The organism is Solidesulfovibrio alcoholivorans DSM 5433, from assembly GCF_000702665.1.
Lineage (GTDB): Bacteria > Desulfobacterota > Desulfovibrionia > Desulfovibrionales > Desulfovibrionaceae > Solidesulfovibrio > Solidesulfovibrio alcoholivorans.
In genome coordinates this window covers 75416-91801 of the sequence record NZ_JNJA01000003.1, presented here as the reverse complement: position 1 = coordinate 91801, position 16386 = coordinate 75416, and the positions used below count along the sequence as shown (strand labels likewise).

Annotated in this window: 25 protein-coding genes; 19 read left to right on the top strand and 6 right to left on the bottom strand. The window is 60.3% G+C overall.

What is annotated here, in order from left to right:
* Nucleotides 1–155: 155 nt before the first annotated feature.
* From Q368_RS25585 to Q368_RS0106440, 5 genes are all read left to right on the top strand, one after another.
* Nucleotides 156–470: a hypothetical protein gene (locus Q368_RS25585; RefSeq protein WP_156955662.1), complete on the top strand. Its 315-nt coding sequence runs from the start codon at nucleotides 156–158 to the stop codon at nucleotides 468–470.
* Nucleotides 471–488: 18 nt separating this feature from the next.
* On the top strand, nucleotides 489–1559 hold the full coding sequence (locus Q368_RS0106455) for a type I restriction endonuclease (protein WP_029458260.1): 1071 nt from the start codon (nucleotides 489–491) through the stop codon (nucleotides 1557–1559).
* Nucleotides 1560–1733: 174 nt separating this feature from the next.
* Entirely contained in the window at nucleotides 1734–1976 is a 243-nt protein-coding gene (locus tag Q368_RS0106450) for a hypothetical protein (protein WP_029458258.1), read from the top strand.
* A 102-nt stretch (nucleotides 1977–2078) separates the two neighbouring features.
* Nucleotides 2079–2372, top strand: coding sequence for a hypothetical protein (locus Q368_RS0106445; protein ID WP_029458257.1), 294 nt, complete (start codon nucleotides 2079–2081; stop codon nucleotides 2370–2372).
* A 182-nt stretch (nucleotides 2373–2554) separates the two neighbouring features.
* Nucleotides 2555–3241 (top strand): hypothetical protein, encoded by a 687-nt coding sequence (locus Q368_RS0106440; RefSeq protein WP_029458255.1) that lies wholly within the window; start codon nucleotides 2555–2557, stop codon nucleotides 3239–3241.
* Nucleotides 3242–3699: 458 nt separating this feature from the next.
* Here Q368_RS0106440 and Q368_RS0106430 read toward each other — a convergent pair whose 3' ends face one another.
* Nucleotides 3700–4098 (bottom strand): hypothetical protein, encoded by a 399-nt coding sequence (locus Q368_RS0106430; RefSeq protein ID WP_029458252.1) that lies wholly within the window; start codon nucleotides 4096–4098, stop codon nucleotides 3700–3702.
* A gap of 96 nt (nucleotides 4099–4194) precedes the next feature.
* The gene (locus Q368_RS0106425) at nucleotides 4195–4692 is read right to left on the bottom strand and encodes a hypothetical protein (protein ID WP_156955661.1); all 498 of its coding nucleotides are present in this window, start codon (nucleotides 4690–4692) and stop codon (nucleotides 4195–4197) included.
* Between the two features lie 228 nt (nucleotides 4693–4920).
* Between Q368_RS0106425 and Q368_RS25580 the strand changes: the two genes are divergently transcribed.
* The 3 genes from Q368_RS25580 to Q368_RS22990 are packed head-to-tail and all read left to right on the top strand — an operon-like array spanning nucleotide 4921 to nucleotide 5915.
* Entirely contained in the window at nucleotides 4921–5073 is a 153-nt protein-coding gene (locus tag Q368_RS25580) for a hypothetical protein (protein ID WP_156955660.1), read from the top strand.
* The gene (locus Q368_RS0106415; protein WP_029458249.1) at nucleotides 5074–5502 is read left to right on the top strand and encodes a hypothetical protein; all 429 of its coding nucleotides are present in this window, start codon (nucleotides 5074–5076) and stop codon (nucleotides 5500–5502) included.
* Nucleotides 5499–5915, top strand: coding sequence for a phage tail terminator-like protein (locus Q368_RS22990; RefSeq protein WP_043785269.1), 417 nt, complete (start codon nucleotides 5499–5501; stop codon nucleotides 5913–5915). The genes Q368_RS0106415 and Q368_RS22990 overlap by 4 nt, the downstream gene beginning before the upstream one ends.
* Before the next feature lie 1067 nt (nucleotides 5916–6982).
* Here the strand turns inward: Q368_RS22990 and Q368_RS27395 are convergent.
* From Q368_RS27395 to Q368_RS0106380, 4 genes are read right to left on the bottom strand one after another with little or no spacing between them, the layout of a single operon-like run.
* Nucleotides 6983–7528 carry a DnaT-like ssDNA-binding protein gene (locus Q368_RS27395; protein WP_029458245.1) on the bottom strand — a complete coding sequence of 182 codons (546 nt, stop codon included), beginning with the start codon at nucleotides 7526–7528 and terminating at the stop codon, nucleotides 6983–6985.
* 1 nt (nucleotide 7529) lies between these two features.
* The gene (locus Q368_RS0106390; RefSeq protein ID WP_029458244.1) at nucleotides 7530–7784 is read right to left on the bottom strand and encodes a hypothetical protein; all 255 of its coding nucleotides are present in this window, start codon (nucleotides 7782–7784) and stop codon (nucleotides 7530–7532) included.
* Between the two features lie 57 nt (nucleotides 7785–7841).
* Entirely contained in the window at nucleotides 7842–8996 is a 1155-nt protein-coding gene (locus tag Q368_RS0106385) for a major capsid protein (protein WP_029458242.1), read from the bottom strand.
* A 33-nt stretch (nucleotides 8997–9029) separates the two neighbouring features.
* Nucleotides 9030–9761 carry a hypothetical protein gene (locus Q368_RS0106380; RefSeq protein ID WP_029458240.1) on the bottom strand — a complete coding sequence of 244 codons (732 nt, stop codon included), beginning with the start codon at nucleotides 9759–9761 and terminating at the stop codon, nucleotides 9030–9032.
* A 268-nt stretch (nucleotides 9762–10029) separates the two neighbouring features.
* Here Q368_RS0106380 and Q368_RS0106375 point away from each other — a divergent pair, with 268 nt between their 5' ends.
* The 11 genes from Q368_RS0106375 (at nucleotide 10030) to Q368_RS25565 (ending at nucleotide 16385) form a co-directional block, all read left to right on the top strand.
* Complete coding sequence (locus Q368_RS0106375) at nucleotides 10030–10266, top strand: hypothetical protein (RefSeq protein ID WP_029458239.1); 237 nt, start codon at nucleotides 10030–10032, stop codon at nucleotides 10264–10266.
* Nucleotides 10267–10353: 87 nt separating this feature from the next.
* Nucleotides 10354–11166: a DUF932 domain-containing protein gene (locus Q368_RS0106370; protein WP_156955658.1), complete on the top strand. Its 813-nt coding sequence runs from the start codon at nucleotides 10354–10356 to the stop codon at nucleotides 11164–11166.
* A 281-nt stretch (nucleotides 11167–11447) separates the two neighbouring features.
* Nucleotides 11448–12239: a DUF4942 domain-containing protein gene (locus Q368_RS0106360; RefSeq protein ID WP_029458234.1), complete on the top strand. Its 792-nt coding sequence runs from the start codon at nucleotides 11448–11450 to the stop codon at nucleotides 12237–12239.
* Between the two features lie 35 nt (nucleotides 12240–12274).
* Complete coding sequence (locus Q368_RS0106355) at nucleotides 12275–12457, top strand: hypothetical protein (RefSeq protein ID WP_029458233.1); 183 nt, start codon at nucleotides 12275–12277, stop codon at nucleotides 12455–12457.
* 8 nt (nucleotides 12458–12465) lie between these two features.
* Nucleotides 12466–12885, top strand: coding sequence for a MerR family transcriptional regulator (locus Q368_RS0106350; RefSeq protein ID WP_029458231.1), 420 nt, complete (start codon nucleotides 12466–12468; stop codon nucleotides 12883–12885).
* A 77-nt stretch (nucleotides 12886–12962) separates the two neighbouring features.
* Complete coding sequence (locus Q368_RS0106345) at nucleotides 12963–13259, top strand: type II toxin-antitoxin system HigB family toxin (RefSeq protein ID WP_029458229.1); 297 nt, start codon at nucleotides 12963–12965, stop codon at nucleotides 13257–13259.
* Nucleotides 13260–13288: 29 nt separating this feature from the next.
* A complete protein-coding gene (locus tag Q368_RS0106340; protein ID WP_029458227.1) occupies nucleotides 13289–14464 on the top strand; it encodes an ImmA/IrrE family metallo-endopeptidase in 1176 nt (391 codons plus the stop codon).
* Between the two features lie 10 nt (nucleotides 14465–14474).
* Nucleotides 14475–14642, top strand: a complete 168-nt coding sequence (locus Q368_RS25570) for a hypothetical protein (protein ID WP_156955657.1) — start codon at nucleotides 14475–14477, stop codon at nucleotides 14640–14642.
* A gap of 792 nt (nucleotides 14643–15434) precedes the next feature.
* On the top strand, nucleotides 15435–15776 hold the full coding sequence (locus tag Q368_RS0106330) for a hypothetical protein (RefSeq protein WP_029458225.1): 342 nt from the start codon (nucleotides 15435–15437) through the stop codon (nucleotides 15774–15776).
* Complete coding sequence (locus Q368_RS27260; protein ID WP_281174613.1) at nucleotides 15773–15898, top strand: hypothetical protein; 126 nt, start codon at nucleotides 15773–15775, stop codon at nucleotides 15896–15898. Before Q368_RS0106330 ends, Q368_RS27260 begins: the two co-directional genes overlap by 4 nt.
* Before the next feature lie 70 nt (nucleotides 15899–15968).
* Nucleotides 15969–16385, top strand: coding sequence for a hypothetical protein (locus tag Q368_RS25565; protein WP_156955656.1), 417 nt, complete (start codon nucleotides 15969–15971; stop codon nucleotides 16383–16385).
* Nucleotide 16386: the final 1 nt, after the last annotated feature.

Sequence of the window (16386 nt, the reverse complement as noted above, 5' to 3'; positions counted from 1 at the left end):
CGCGGGACATGCGCCGCCCCTGCGATGGGAATTTTTCGGCCTGGGCTCGGGTGGGGAGGACGACGACCCGCGCATGAGCGTGCAAAAAGAGGGGGAAGACTGTTGCCGTTTAGCCCGGTCCGCTGGTATCGGTTCTCCGAAAAGGGGAGGGCGGCATGGAGCCTACGATTGTGGCGTCACTTATTACGTTGTTTGTGGCGCTTTTGATTTTTCTTGTCTGTCGCGGGATTGTATGCTGGTATTTCAAAATAAATGAGCATATAGACGACCAGTATCAACAAACACAGGTGTTGAAGAAAATACTATCTATACTGGAGAGCCAACAAAAAGAACGCGCGGCAGACAAGAATGAGGCCAAACTTGGTCGAAGGATTTATTGCAATGCTTGCGGGGAGGACATAACCCATATGCCAAATGTCTGCCCTAACTGTGGAAAAGAACTAAAGTATAAAGCTAATTCTGAATCATAAAGTTGTCTGGAGAGGAAAATGGACCAAGCAAAAATATTCGAGTTGACCAACCGCGTCCGTCAAGTCCAAGGCCAGCAACTCAACGAAGCAATGACAAAGAACTCCCTCGTCATGCCCTTCATCCAAGCATTGGGCTATGATGTCTTCGATCCAAATGAAGTCGTCGCAGAGTTTACGGCAGACGTTGGCACGAAGAAAGGCGAAAAGGTCGATTTTGCCATCATGCGCGATGGCCTTCCCGCCATCATGATAGAGTGCAAGCCGATGGGCATGCCTTTGGATGGCGGGAAGTGCAACCAACTCCACCGATATTTCCCCACGCACACCACGACACGCATCGGCATCCTGACGGATGGCGTCACCTACCTTTTCTTTTCCGATCTGGAACAACAGAATATCATGGACTCCAGGCCGTTCATGAAGGTCGATTTCGGGAATTTCAACGATAGGCTTCTCCCTGAGATTCAGAAGCTCTCGAAGGATATGTGGGACCTTGAGGCGGCACTATCCTCGGCAAGCAGCCTGAAGTATGTGAGCGAGGCAAAAAAGCTGTTCGCTCAAGAATCGGCAAGCCCCTCTGAGGATTTCGTCAAGTATTTTGCTTCTCGCATCTACGACGGACACGTCACGGCCAAGGTGCGTGAGCAATTTTCTTCCATTGTAAAAAGGGCGATTCAAGAACACATAAACGATCTCATTAATTCACGCCTTGAGTCGGCCAAGGTGGATGACATTCCGAAGAAAGACGACGCCACAGAGCAACAAATTGACAGCGATGGAACAGGGATCGAAACAACCGATGACGAAGCGGTTGCTTTTTTAATAATCAAAACGATACTTCGACAGGCAATATCCCCTTCGCGTATATTCATCCGGGATGCGAAGTCTTATTGCGCTATTGTCCTTGATGACAACAACCGCAAGACAATTTGCCGCTTGTATTTTAACGGGAAGAAGAAGTCGGTGGGCATATTTGACGCGGCCAAGAAAGAAGAGCGAGTGGCCATTGAAAACGAAGACGACCTCTTTGCCTGCGGCGACAAGCTGCTTGCAGCCCTGCAGACGTTCTTAACAGGGGAGCAGGGGTAGGGAGAGCGAGCCGTTTTGGGCTAGACTGGAACGAGGACCGAAACTTTTTTGCGCGGGTAGAAATTTTTCTTGCAAAAAGTTTCTACCCGCGCTAATTTTTTCTTGCGGGCGGGGAAATGGCCCGGCCCACAAACCCTGACCGGGGCGAGAATACGCCCCGAACGGAGAAAGAAAATGGAAATCGAAGCCCGCCGCGAAATCGCCGCCCATGCCGCCGCCGCCACCAACGGGAAGACCTGGGAACCTGCCGAACCGAACACCCGCGAAATCATCCGCGTCTACCTGCCCAACTCCTGGGGCTACTGCGAAATTTTGGCCGATGGCCGCGTGAACATGGACAAGGCCAAGCGCGCCGCCTTTGACGCCGGCCTGCGGGGTCAGCTCGAAAGCGCAGGCCTGACCGCCTGCCGCGTGTAGGGAGGAGTGGGGGCCGGCCAAGCCGGCCCCCACCTTGCTCGAAACTCGCCCCGTTCGCCGGGGCGGAAACCGGGGCGCGATGCCGCCCCGAGGAGCGAAATTATGGATAGCCGCAAATGTTGCAACATGATGGCAGCGTATCAGGGATTTGCCGGTCATGAGACCGTGCGGGCCGTGATGGCGCAAGTCCCGGGCGAATTGGCCAGCCGTCTGACCGGAGAGGAGCTGGGCATCGTGATGACGGCCGTGCACAAAGCGTATCACGCTGGCCGTGCGTCGAGCGGCGCGGACGTCTACGACGCCTCTCCCGTGGATGGTGCTGCCTGGATCGACGCCATTGGCCGGTCGGTCTACTGGCGGGAACAAGAGGGCCGGTTGACTTGCTGGACCAGCTAAAAAAAGGGAGGGCAGGACCGTAAGGCTCTGCCCTTTTTGACTCTCTAACAGCAACTGTTTCAACCCACGCCTTGCGGCGACACGAAACAGAAAGCGAACTCATCAGCTTGATTGTTTCAATCCAACGCCTTTCGGCGACAAGAATCTGATAATTAAACGTCGATACACATGCAAGGAAAATTATGCAAGAGCCCTTCGACGTCTTCGTCGCCCAGGAATCCGCCCGCCTAGGCGTCCATCGATCAACCATGGTCGAAGCGATCCAGGCCGGCCGCTGCGGCGGGGAGCATCGCGACGGGTACTGGTACACGTCCACGACGGCGGCCGCCAAATGGTACGCCGAGTACTATCGCCATGCCGGTGCGCTCTACAGCCAGAGCGCGGGCAAGAACTGGGCAAAAGACTTGCCGCGCATGCGGGAAATGCTTGAAGCTGGGAAATCTGTCGAGGAGGTCGCCGCCGCGCTCAAACGAAGTGTAAACGCCATCAAAATCAAGGCGTGTAAGGAGAAGATACGGCCCAAGCAGATCGCGAAAATGGTAAGTGCCCAGAGACAGACGCCGCCTCCCTCGGTCGCTCCATCACCCGGCCGAGTCGCGCAGGTCTGTCCCGCCATCGCCGAGGATGACCGTCCGCAACCGCGGAATAGGTACACGCAACGCCGCCAGGACGACCGCGAGGGGCGGCTGCGCATCCACGTGGCTCCGGAGGTCAAGCGGCGGCTGGCTGCCGGGCTGGCGCGCATCAATGCACGACTGCCGGACGGGGAGCGCGTGAGCATGGCGCAATTTTTGAGCTGGGCCGGGCTGGCGGCGCTGGAGGACGAAGCGGCCTTGAGAAGAGGCAGAGCGCTGGCCGAAAAGCTCTAAAAAACACGGGGGCCGGCGGGAGTCGGCCCCCGTTCAATCTTCCTCTCCCCATGGGCTTCCGCCCCCACCCCCGTCTCCCTGTCGCTCCCTGTTCCGTTCCCATCGCTCCCGGATCAGCGGGTACAGCTCAACCTCAAGCCGCAGCACCCGCTCCAATGTCTCCACGGGCTCCCGATAGGCCTCGCACAGCCTGGCCACGGCCTCGCTCGTGATGAGCAGCGGCACGGCCAGGGATTGCGCGCCGGCCATGGAGACAAGGAACTCGGTCCGCGTCGGCCGGTCGAATTGGTGCGCGGTCTGCCAGATTTTCCACGGGATGACGTTCTGTGGGAACAGTGGGGCCGGCTTCGAGCACTCCGGGGTGCCGCAGGGGGGCTGGAGGTCGTCCGCCTCGTAGACGTCGCGGCACGCCTCGCACGGATCGCCATCCAGCCCCCATATCTGCCAGCGGCCCCAGGCTAGGAGTTTTTTTCGGTGGCCTCGACGACCAGCGCGTCGGCGCGGCGGGAGTCGGTCAGGACCTCGACGATGGTCCCCGTGGCCGTCTCGCAAAGGTCTTCCAGGGCCGCCGTGCTGTACTCCAGGGGCAGCGGGTTGCCCTCGGCGTCGTCCTCGTCGCTCGGGACGTCCTTCCATCCCCGGATGACCTGGAGCGCCCGCGCCTTGAGGTGCCCGATGGTGTCATTCACGACATAGGCTTTGGCGCGCGGGTCGTATTCCTGGAACTTCTTTTCGAGTTCCGTTTCGTCGGTGGCGGTCATAGGCATGACCAACCAGGCAGCCCCGGGCAGCGACAGGATGCGAATCCACTTTTCCTTGGGCTTGCGCGAGAAGCGGTGAATTTTCGAGAGAGCCATGATGTTTTCCCCTTCCCCCGTTGTTGCGGGCCGGAAGCGGCCGGGGATTCCGCTTGTCGGGCGCGCGCCCTATCCGACCCGCGAAAAGGTGAGGTCCTACTTGAAGGTCCAGGTCATGGAGTCTTCGCCGTTGACTTCGAGAGCGGCGAAGTCGCAGGACCAGTCGATGAACGGGCCGTTGTTGGTCAGCTTTGGAACCTGGATGCGGCAGCGGGCCATGTCGTGCTGGAGCTTGTAGCCGTCGGTATTGCCGAAGAGGATGGACACGGCCTGCTCGGTACCCTCGAAGCCGTCGAAGAACCGCTGCACATCGGCCGGGCGCAGGTGCCCCTTGAGCGTGCCTTTGATCGTGCGGCGGTCCTCGCCGTAGGCCTCGGGGAACCCGGAGGTGGTCATCTCGTCGTCCACCATCTGGATCTTGTCCGCGAAGGTCACGTCCAGGGTCATGAGAACCTTGGTCACGCCGCCGATGGTGATGGTGGTCTTGCGGCTCTCGATGGGCTTGCCGATCTTGGTCGGCGCGGGAAGATAGCCACGGATCACGTCACCCGTGGCCCATCCGCCCGAAGCCTTGACGCCGGGCGAAATCGTCAAGACATTGGTGGTCGTGTTGCCGCCCAAATCAAGGCCAAGGGCCAGCCCATCACCATCACCCGCGCCTCGGACGGGACGGGCGAGTTTGATCCGGCCACCGGGGCATACAAGCCGGTCGCTCCCCAAATTTTCCATGGGTACGCCCTGGCCGCAAGCTCAGGCAGTTCGGTTGCCGCAAATTTATTCCAGCACCTCATAGACGGCACGCTCATTAAGCAGGGCGACACGATGTTCACCATCGCCGCGTCGGGCCTTGGCTGCGTGCCGCTGACCACCGACACGTTGACCGACGTCAAAGGCGCCGTCTGGACCCTCATTGCCGTGGACGTGGTGAGCCCGGCCGGCGTTGACCTGCTCTACAAGGCCCAGGGGCGGAAGTAGATGCAAGCCGACCTCACGACTAGCGCAGACGCCTTCGAAAGGGCCCTGCAGGAGATGGTGGACACCATCGGAACGGATTACCGCGCTGTCGTTCGCGCAGCCATTCTTAAGCTCATGGTGACCCTCACGAAGGAGAATCCCAAGGACACCGGCCGCTGCGCTGCGTCATGGATGGTTGGCCCGGATTGGTCGGATTGGAAAGAGCCTCCGGGCGATTACACGGGCGTGGATCTCGCCGCCCGGGTGCAACAGATAGTTGCCGCTCTCCCCGATTCGGACGTCTACGTGCTCTACAACAACATCGAATATCTCATGGCGCTTGAGGATGGGCATTCGGAGCACGCCCCGTCCGGGTTCATCGCCAACACCATGCTGGCCTTTGCCGAATACGTCCAGGGCGAGGCTCAAAAACGGGGGTACGCCTCATGACCCCTGACGCCATCATCCGGGCCGTGCAGACCTATTTCAAGACCAACTGGACGGCCACGCCGGTCGCTTACGACAACCTCGCCTTCACGCCGCCGACTGACGGGAAATGGGTCCGATGCACGGTGCTCCCCGGCAAGGCCTTCTCCGAGGAGGTTGGGCCGGACGCGTCGGGCCATCGCATCGGCGTGGTTAAAGTTCAGGTGTTCACCCCGTCCGGCGTTGGCGTGCAAGTCGGATGGGCCCTGGCGGCACAGGTCGAGGCGCTTTTCAAGGGCAAGGACGTGGGTGAGGTCTTTTTCGCGCCCGGGGATGACCTGAGCCAGGAAGGCCCGTCCACCGTGGACAGCGGCGTCACAAACGGAAACCAGCAGCACACCGTCACCTGCCCGTTTTGGGCCTGGGACGGGGAATAAGAGGAGGCTACCATGGCCATCGCCGAAGACATTGCCCGGGGGAGAGAATTCGGCCTCTTCTGCCCGGCCGAAACCACCCCGGGGCAACTCGTTTTCCCGGCTTCGACCGACGCGGTTCTCGCGGCCGGCTTCCCGGATATGAACCAGAACCCGAGCTACACCGACTCCGAGGAAATCCAGACCGACACCCGCGGTCTAATCGACCAGTTCCAGGACATGACCCCGGCTGGCTCCGTGCCCATCAAGATCTACGCCCGGCCGTCCGGCACCAAGGGCAGCGTGCCCATGGGCGACGCGATCCTGGCCAGCATGTTCGGCAAGAGGACGGTCAACGCGGGAGCCTCCGTCGTCTATTCCCCGGCCGTCCTCAAGCCGGCTTTCTCGACCTGGTACCGTCGTGGCCCGGTCGTCTTCTTCGGGCGCGGCTGCGTCGTGGATCAGGGTAAAATCAGCGCCGTCAACAAGGGCGCGGTCGGCGTCGAGACAAACATCCAGTTCATGGAGATGGGATGGGCCGGCCTGGATGATCTGACAGCCGACGCCGCAGCCGCGGCGACCGCCATCACCGTGACCAACGCCAAGAAATTCCGGAAGGGCGCGAGGATCTACAACAAGACTCAGAACGACTTCGCCACCAACGGCTACGAGGTCACGGACGTCAACTCGGACGGCGGTGGCGACGTAATCCATGGCCTACTCCGGCTCCACGAAATCGCACGGCGGCGTCTCATCGAACCGCACGGCCTTGATGGTGGCGCGTCCTTCGACCAGGGCCCGGGTGATCCGGTGCCAGCCGTCCATGACGAAGCCCTCGGCGTCGAGGATGATGGGGCAGTCCATGTCGGCGGCCATGACCCGCTTCATGTGCGCGGCAAGATCAACGGCCGACTCGATCGGGTTCCAAACGTGCTGGCCGACGAAAAGCGCCGCAAGCGGGAGGTCGCAAGGCTCAAGCGTCTTGGCCCGGTCGATCAAAACGGAGACAAGCCACACCCTGTTCCCGCTACGAAATTTGTTCTCGAAGCCGTGGTAGGACTTGAGGGCGACTGGTTTGTAGGTGGTCATTCTCAGCCCCTCACCAGCTCCACGCTGGCGCTCGATTTCAAAAACGGCCGCAACAACGCCTCAACGGCCAGGAACCGCGTCCCGGCCGGCGCGCCGCTCGCGTACTGCGTCGTGATGACGTCCACCCGCTCCATGACCACCTGGCCGCCGCGCTCCAGGTCCGGCAGCATTTCCGTGCCGGTGAGGTAGCGGAGGGCGGCTTCGCATTGGGCCTGCTTGACGGCTTCAGGGATCTCGTTGGAGGGCCAGTACCCGGTGTAGGTCTGACCCATGATGAATCCGTCTTGGTAGTAGCTCCGGGTACAGCTCTGATTGATCGGGACGCCGACCCGGGGCCAGCAAAGCGGCTGGTTGTATTTGACAGGCGCACCAAGCCAGGAGAGCCCCCAGAGGTAGCCCATGGCGCGAACCAGGGCGGCCTCTTTGGCGGCGTTCTCTCCCGTCCAGTCCGATATTGCGCGGAGCGTGAAATAGGCGTCAGCGTAGGCCGCGTCGGCCAGTGTCTGCGCTCCCGTCACGCCTGCGCCTGTCTCGACAATCAGGGCCATGTTACGCCTTGGCCTCGGCGGCCTGGATCACGGCCAGGACGGCGTCCTTGGTGGTGGCGTCGGCCCCGATGGTGATGCTGTGCTCTTTGGCGTAGGCGCGCATCTGGGCGATGGTCATGTCCACCAATGCCTTGGGCTCCGCTTCGGCGGCCTCGCCGAACTTGGTGTGCTGCTGCGGATCGAAATCGGGCTCGTTGATGAGCATCCCGTCGGGGAAGCCTTCGTGGTCGATGCGGATGGTCTTGATTTCGCTCATGGCGTTTTCCTTTGCGGCGGGCGACCGATGGCGGTGCCCGCCGCTTGGCGGTCAGGTCTAGCCGGCGACGCGGCACGCCAGCTCGGGGCGCACCAGGGCCGCGCCGAACAGGATGTCGTAGGACCAGCGGGTCCGCTTGTGCTGCCGGGAAATCTCCAGGCGCAGGGACAGGCCGGAAACCGGGTCCTGGGCGCTCTGGATGATGTTGCCGAGCCCATCGGCGGAGTCGGCGAGCGGACGGTTGGCGAAGGCGATAGCGTCGCGGTGGAAGGCGAGATTGGCCACGTGGGACGCCTTGACGGTCACGGCCTCGGAGCCGGCCAGGGCTTTCTTGAGCCCGGGTTCGATCTTCACGGTGACGTCCGTGGCGGCGGCGGCCTGGGTGGCGTCCTCGGTCACGACGTAGGTCTGATCGTGGCCGGCGAAGGTAATGACGTCGCCGGTCTTGAGAGCGCAGGCGCCCGTGGACGCGGCAGTGGTGCAGGTGATGGACTTGGCCCCGAGGGCCTGGGCGGTGGCCGCCTTGGCGATCATGCCGGTCGTGATGGAGCCGGCGGCATGCGTCGGCACGTTCTGGTCCATAAACCAGTCGAAGCCGAGTTTGCGGACGATCTTCCCTTCATTGATGGCCTGGGCATCGCCGGTCCAGGAGGCGTCCTGGAAGGCGCGCAAGTTGAGGGCGTTGGCTTCGGCATCGGCATCAAACACAAAACGCCGCATGTCGGGCTTGGCGAGATTGTTGTTCAACACCTTTCGCGCATTGGTAGCGTCTTTGACATCCGATCCGAACGGCGTGGTCCCGGCGGTCCCGACGAAGCCGTAGACGCCCTTGTAGAGCCCGAGCAGGTAGGAATCCACGAAGTTTGCCAGCCCCTTCACGGCTTCGGCGGCCTGCATAGGAATGACGCCGCCCATGGCTTCCATCATATCTTTGTCGGACAAGAAGAAGGGTGCCTCTTGCCATACGTCCATGGGCAACGGGACCGTCCCGGGGGTCACGCCGGCATCGTCAGGCGGGGTGTAACTCGGAGTGACGGGGTTGGTCGCAACAGGGGACGGAACCGGGATGTCGATGGTCGCGCCCTGTTTGGCGGCATCACTCCCGAAGTCGCTGTTGACCAGACGCGGCATGACGCAGTTCTGGCGCAGGGTCAGAAGCCCCTGAGCCAAAATCTGCGGGACAACCTCGACGAGCGTGTTGACGTTGGGCATTTGTCTTATCCTCTACAGTCCGCCGCCGGCCGCTTACTGCTGACGTTGGACCTTGATTTTTCCCGCCGCGATGTCCTCGAGGTTGGCTCCGAAGGCCTTGGTGTCGCTGGCGAGAATGGTTTGCGGGGTGCCCCCGTGCTGTCCGCCCTTGGGCGGCTGCGCCCCGCCGCCGGTCGCGCCGGTTCCGGCATAAAACTTGGGGCGTTCTTCCTTGTAGGTCTTGGCGAAGAAGGCGCTCAGGTCATCAGGGGAGGGCTGGCCATCCTTTCCCAGGACGGTGATCCCCCCGTCTTCTTCCATGCGGAAACGGGGCGAGGTGAGGTGCATGACGTCCTCGACGTCATCGGGCAGCACGCCGGCCTTGAGCGCGGCGTCACGAACCTCGCGGTCAAGATGGAGCTTGCGAAGCAGGGCGTCCTTTTCGGCCAGTTTGGCCTTGAACTCGGCCTCTTTCTTTTCCTGGTCCGCGCGCCACTTCTCGCGGAGTTTGTCGAACTCGCCCTTTTCCTCCATCTGCTTGGTGGCCCGTTCTTCGGCTTCCTTCTTCAGCCGGGCGTATTCCTCGGGGTCCAGGTCCTTGAGCCCTGCCAGCTTCTTCTCGAAGTCGCGGGCGCGGTCGCGCTCCTTTTGCAGGGCCGACTTGAGGCCGGAGGTGTCCTCCAGGCCGTCCACGTCGAGGTGAAACTTCCCGTCTTTCTCGACGTAAAGCGCCTTTTGGCCTTCTTCGAGGCCGTCCAGGGTATCCAGCACGAGTTTCAACGCCATTTTTCGATCCCTCCCGGATCAAGCTGCGGGCATCACGCCGCGCGGCTGCTTTACAGATGCAGCCCACGCTATGAGCCGCCATGGACACGCGCCGCCCCCTGCGTGAGAAAATTTTCAGGGGTAGGGCGGGGGAAAGGCGGGGCCGGGTGGGAGCGGGAGGAATTTTCTTGTGTGGGGAATAAAAAGTTATTGACAAAATATTTTGCAATAACTATTAATAAACCAAGGGCGGCGGGAATGGCCCGCTGGACAAGCAAAGGAGAAAGAGATGGCCACCAGCAAGAGGACCTACAATATTCAGCCGATAACCGGAGACAACCGGCGGCCGGGCGACCCGAAGGAAGGATTTTTTGTGTACTACCGGCCCCACGAAAGCTTCGGCTGGCTCGGGCGCAAGCCTTGCCCCTCGCTGGCCGATGCGGAGGCTTTCGCGGCTTCTCTCGACCCTTCGGGAGAGAGAACGGACCTTGGCAACGAAAAAGCCCCCACCGGCGGCAACCGGTAGGGGCTGAAAGTGAAACCAGGGCTTACCCCGATCTCGAGCAAAGAAGAGGGTAGGCCCGCAACTGCCGAAAGGCAAGAGGTGAACGAAATGACCTACCCTCTGAGCAACGAACAACTTGAGCGGATGGCCCCGGCGATTTTCGCGGAAACCCCATGGGACGAAGTATCCGAGCGGTACGTGTTTGTTCCGACCTCGGCCGTGGTGGAGATGTTGCGCCAGGAAGGCTTCGAGCCCGTGCGCGCAATGCAGTCCCGGACCCGCATCGAGGGCAAGCAGGGTTTCACGAAGCACCTGCTCCGGTTCCGGCACCGCGACATGCTCGAGCGTAGCCTGACCCCGGACGACCTGGGGACGCTCATCCCGGAAATCGTGGTGACCAACAGCCACGACCGGGGGAGCGCGTTCAAGGTGGACCTGGGCATCTTCCGGTTGGTTTGCACCAACGGCATGGTGGTTGGCGACCACCTGTGCCCGCCCGTCTCCATTCGCCACTCGGGCCGACCGGACGACGTGATCGACGCCGCTTTCGAGGTGATCGAACACGCGCCGGCCGCCCTGGACGCTGCCCGCGAAATGCGCGCCCTGGCCCTGACCCCGGGCGAGCAGGCGGCTTTCGCCACAGCGGCCCGGGAACTCCGCTGGCCGACCGAGGAAGCGGCGACAGCCCGCGTGGAACCGGAAAGCCTGCTGCGCCCGCGCCGCTGGGACGACAAGGGCAACGACCTGTGGAACGTGCTCAACCGGGCCCAGGAAAACATTCTCAAGGGCGGCGTTAAGGTGCGAGGGGCCGATGGCAAGCCGCGCCGGGCGGCGGCCGTGAACTCGGTGGACGGTGACCGCAAGCTGAACAAAGCCCTGTGGACCCTGGCCGAGGAAATGCGCCGGATCAAGGCCGCGTAAAGCCCAAAAGGCCGGGGAGGGGGCGACCTCTCCCCGGCCAGGGAGATATAAGCCATGAAAGCACATATCGAAATCGGCACGACGCCATGGTGTGAGTGGACGGGTTGCATGGCCGGTATGAGGATCGCCGAGGAATCTGGCGTTCACGCCTGCGGGTTTGAGACCGTCAAAGCGGCGGAGGAGGCCGCCAGAAAGCTGCGGCCTCACTTTAAGCGAGGGCGCGTCAAGGTTGTGCGCGGGGATTGTCCAACTGCAAAGGCTGTATTCGGGGGGATGTAGCCATGAACGTACCCATGCCGCGCCAAACGCTCCAGGCCCTGGCCGACAATCACGCGACCGTTGCGGCCCTGGTGGAAGAGGGCTTTCGCAAGCTCGGGGAGGCGAAGCGAATTATGAAGGCCGCCCTGGGCCAAAGCCACGACAACCTTTTTCTTGACCGGATCAGCGACTACTGGCTTGAGGAACCGGACAAGCCGACAAGCGCCATGCGCGAATCCTTGACCACGATCCAGGAAAACTTCTGGCGCTACACCCTGGCACAGTCCGGCATTCGCGACATGATGGGGCCGGAGGACCGGGACCGCATGGACAAGATGTTTCGGGACCACACGACCCCGGGCTTCACAGAAAACAACCTCCTGGCCACACTGCAAGGCCTCTACGAAAGCCGCGACGACATCGCCCGGGCGTGCGTCGAAAGCTGTTACCGCCGGCTGCGCCCCTGCCGCTGGGATCGGCAGCACAAGACCAACAGCCCGTGGAAGGTGGGGCCGAAGGTCATCCTCGACCGCGTCTTCGGGGCCTGGAGTTGGGTAGATCGGCAAGACCTTTTGTCCGACATGGACAAGGTCTTTCACATGCTCGACGGGAAGGGGTTCCCGGAATATCCGAACGATTTCGTGACGGCGGTGAAGGAGGCGCTCCGGTCAAAGGAGTCAGCCTTTGAAACCGACTATTTCGACTGCCGGGCCTATTTCAAGACCGGCACGCTTCACATAAAGTTCAAGCGGCCCGACATCGTGGCCCGGTTCAACAGGGTCGGGGCAGGGGAATCGAACAACTTGGGCGGATAATACCCGGAGGGTTGCGGCCCTCCCCGGAGTTGCAGATGGACCAGAAAACGCTTCAAGAGATCGTCTTCAACACCATGGAGCGATACGGCGAAGAGGAGGGCAGGCGCGTCTTGATGGCGCGCCTCGCATCCGATCCGGCCTTTGAGGGTGCGGCCACGCGCTACGGCCTGGAAATCCTCAAAGGCGCGGCCGAAGCTGAATCCGCGCCGAAACAGTAGGGGGACGGATGCAAGACCTTATCGCCTCGATCTTGGGCGGGACATACCTCCCCCCGGACGCCCCCGGCCCTGACGGTCGCCCGGCTGCCTACGCGGTCGCGGAATGGCAGGCCAACGAATGCGCCACGCTCGACGACGCCCGGACCTGTCGCGACTACCTGGCCGGATGGCCGGAAGGCCCCCAGGGCGGCATGCTGCCCGTGGCCCGGGTGGCCGTCATCCTCGACCTGACCCGGGAGGCAATCCAGCAACAAATTGCCCGGGGGTACGTCCACGCGGTCAAAGTCGGCAAGGTGTTCCTGGTTCCTCTGGGCGAGGTGGAACGATGGCGGCCGGTGAAGGCGGGGCGGCCGAGGGTGGTGGGCATTTTTCCGGGTGCGTCCTTTGTCGGTGTGGGGTGTTTCGGGCCAGGGCGAAGTAAAAAATAGTTCTCAAGATGAGAACTTTTGCTTGACCGGACCGGGTTGGATGGTAATATTAAGCCATGGACGGGACGGGAAGAAAGATGCGGGTGATCTCCAGGAAAGCACTTGTGGCTTTCTGGGAAAGATTCCCTGATGCAAAGGGCCCTCTTTCCGCTTGGTATGACACTATAAGTTCCAGAGCCTGGAAGAACTTGACGGAACTTCGCCAGCTTTCCCGTACCGTTGATTATGTTGGTGGCGACAGATTTGTGTTTAATATCGCGGGGAACAATTTTCGCCTCGTTGTTCGGATTGATTTCAATAGTCAATTGGCTTTTGTGCGGTTCGTGGGGACTCACAAAGAATACGATAAGATAGACAAGATCAGCGAGATTTAACACCTCTGCAAAATGAGGGGGTGACCACCATGGAACGCCTGATTAAGACGGAAGCCGATTACGACAACGCCCTGGCCATCATTGACGGACTCATGGGGGCTGGACCGGACACAGAAGACGCCGAGCGCCTGGAGTATTGGGCAAAGCTCGTCGAGATTTACGAAGACGAGCACTACCCCATCCCTAAGCCCACCCCCCTTTCGGCCATCCAGTTTGCCATGGAGCAGCAGGGCTTGACCCGGCGCGACCTGGAGCCGTTCATGGGGAGCAAGGGGGTCGTCTCCGAAGTGCTGGCCGGCAAGCGTCGCCTGACTCTGGACATGATCCATGCCCTTCACGCGGGGCTTGGCATTCCCCTGGACACTCTGGCCCAGGAAATGCCCTTGCAACCCCAAGGCCTGGACGTCTCCACGTTCCCGATCAAGGAAATGAAGGCCCGGGGCTGGATCAAGCCTGCGGGCAAGGGGGAGGTCGAAGCGGCCGTGCGCCAATGGCTCGACGAATGCGGCCTTGGCGACGCTCCGCTTGCCTACGCCGCCCGCAGCTCCATGCGCCTGGGGGCCAGGGGCGACGAAAGCGCCATGCTGGCCTGGGTGTGCGGCGTGAAGGCCATCGCGGCCCGGGAGCCGCTGCCGACAAAGTTCGACCGGGCGGCCCTGGACCATGCCTTTCTTCGCGGCTTGATCGCCTTGAGCCCTAACCCCCGAGGCCCAGCCCTGTCCCGGGACTATTTGGCCAAGGCCGGCATCCACCTCGTTGTTGAGCGGCATTTTGCCAAGACGTACATGGACGGGGCCGCGCTGCTCGAGCCGGACGGCACGGCCGTGGTCGGCATGACCTTGCGATACGACCGGATCGACAATTTCTGGTTTACGCTGCTCCACGAGGTGAGCCACCTTGCCCTTGGGCATGTCGAACCGGGGAGCTTTGTGGTTGACGACCTGGAAGCCCGGAGCCAAGACGCGAGGGAGCGCGAGGCTGACGCGATGGCCATGGAAGCGCTCATCCCGTCCGAGGCATGGGAGCCTGTCCCGGCCCTGGCCCGCACGACGCCGGAGTTCGTCGTCGGCATGGCCGAAAAGCTCGGCATCCACCCGGCCATTGTGGCGGGACGGGTGCGGCATGAGACGCGGAACTTCCGGCTGTTTGCGAAGCTGGTGGGGAGTGGGGAAGTGCGGAAGCTGTTCCCTGAGTGGACGTCGTAAAGGGGCTCGTATGAAGATCGCGCTTATTCCTGTTGTCTTGCTTGTTCTTCTGATGTCATTGATATATTTGTCAACCATTGGTATTATTGGAATAGAGATGAAAAACGTCATTCAGCTTAAAAAAGAAAAGGATGCTGGAGACAAGCCATTTATTGAGTTTTTGGAGAAAAATTTATAGCACTCATAGTGTCAGCATGAACACCCTGGCCGTGGCGTTGCTGGCGGAAGGGATGGGGAGAAAGCCGGCGGGGAGGTAGATAATATGGGCATTCCATTCATGGGTCGAACTGCATCATTTTCCGAATCTTTTCCAGAAGTAGAAAGTATTTCGGTCACATTTACAGAATCAGAGGCTCGCTACGAAAAGGGGCCTGATAGACAAGGGCCTATAACAATAAGCGGACGCGGCGACTTCCCCTCGGCCCTGCCGTGCTGTTGCCATCAATGTGAAAATGGCGGAATCCAAATTGATGGCGATATACGAGCCATGGTGTCCGGCAAAACGGAAAAATCGAAAGGGAGCCGTAATTGCACTGGCCACATCGGGGGAAACGATCCCTGTCTAAATGTTATAGCATATGAAATTTATATAACATACAAATAGGAATAAAACTGAAATGCGAAGGCAACCAGGCCAAACGACGAAGGCTTTCAGGATTCATCGGAGGGCGCTGCGCAGACAGGCTTATCGGATATTTCTTGAAGGTGGCCTTGTTTGTTCAATACTCGGCACTCTCTACGAGGCTGAAGGTTGGGAGCCATGGGAACAGGGGAAGCCGTTTCTTGTGTCCTGGCAAGAAGAAGCACCAGATGAAGACTCTATATCCGAGATGGAGAGACGGTTTCAGAAGGAAATAGCAACGACAACGCAAGAGTTTGGCGAGAAAGGGCTTGCCGATTGGTTTGAAAGCCTAACCATGTCCAAGGGCGTTGACGATCTTTATCATCCGCTGAGGCCGGTGGTAATATCATGAAATTCGGCTTCCGCATCCCCTCTCTGAAGAAGCGAACCGCCGCCCGCACGTCGCCGGCCATTGCCGCCTTCCTCCTCGCGGTCGGCCTCTCTATCCCGGCCCACGCCCAACATGCCAGCGTCTACGGCCCCAGCGGGGCCTACATGGGCTACGTGGTCGTCACCCCGAGCATGCCGCCCGGGGCGATTCCCGAAGCGACAGCGGCCGGCATTTCGACCGACAACGTCCAGTGCCCGAAGGATTTGCCGAAGGACCAGTACCGGCGGTTTATGCCGGCGGGGATGGAGCCGGCACCGGGGTTGGGGATTTGTGAAGGAATGAGGAGGGTGGGAAAGTGAAGGTAGTTTTGTGGGTTCTTGCGCTGGCAGGCATTGCCAGTGGTGGGCTTTATTATGCGGCAAGCCTCAATGCCTTTGGCGGCATTGGTATTGTCCTAAATCATTTGTTCACCCCGGGCTGAATAGCCTTCAGCACACATCCCACAGATGCCATGGTGCAGGCTATCCGCCGAATGTAAAGGAGAGCGAAGGATGAATATAGGTTTTGGCGATGCGACAAAGCTAGCGTCAATGATTGCGAAGTTACTGGAAGACGGCATGACGCTCCCCGCACAAGAAAAGATAGTTGAACTAAGAAAAAAGTTGGTATCGCTTGAAAACGACTACCTTGATCTACAACAGGAAAATAAGCGTCTTTCTACAATGATAGAACGCCGAGAAAAAATAGAGTTCGATAAGGGATTTTATTGGATTGTTGATGGACAGGGGGCAAAGTCGTGGCCAATTTGTCCTGTCTGTCATGATAAAGACGGGAAACTCATAAGAATGAAAGATTTAGGATATGACTTTTATTGCCATGTTTGCCAATTTACACAAGAACACACTAAGCACAGCTCAGACTTTGGAAGTGCCCCTCCGGACAGTCCGTGGGGCAATGGAGCTTGGTAGC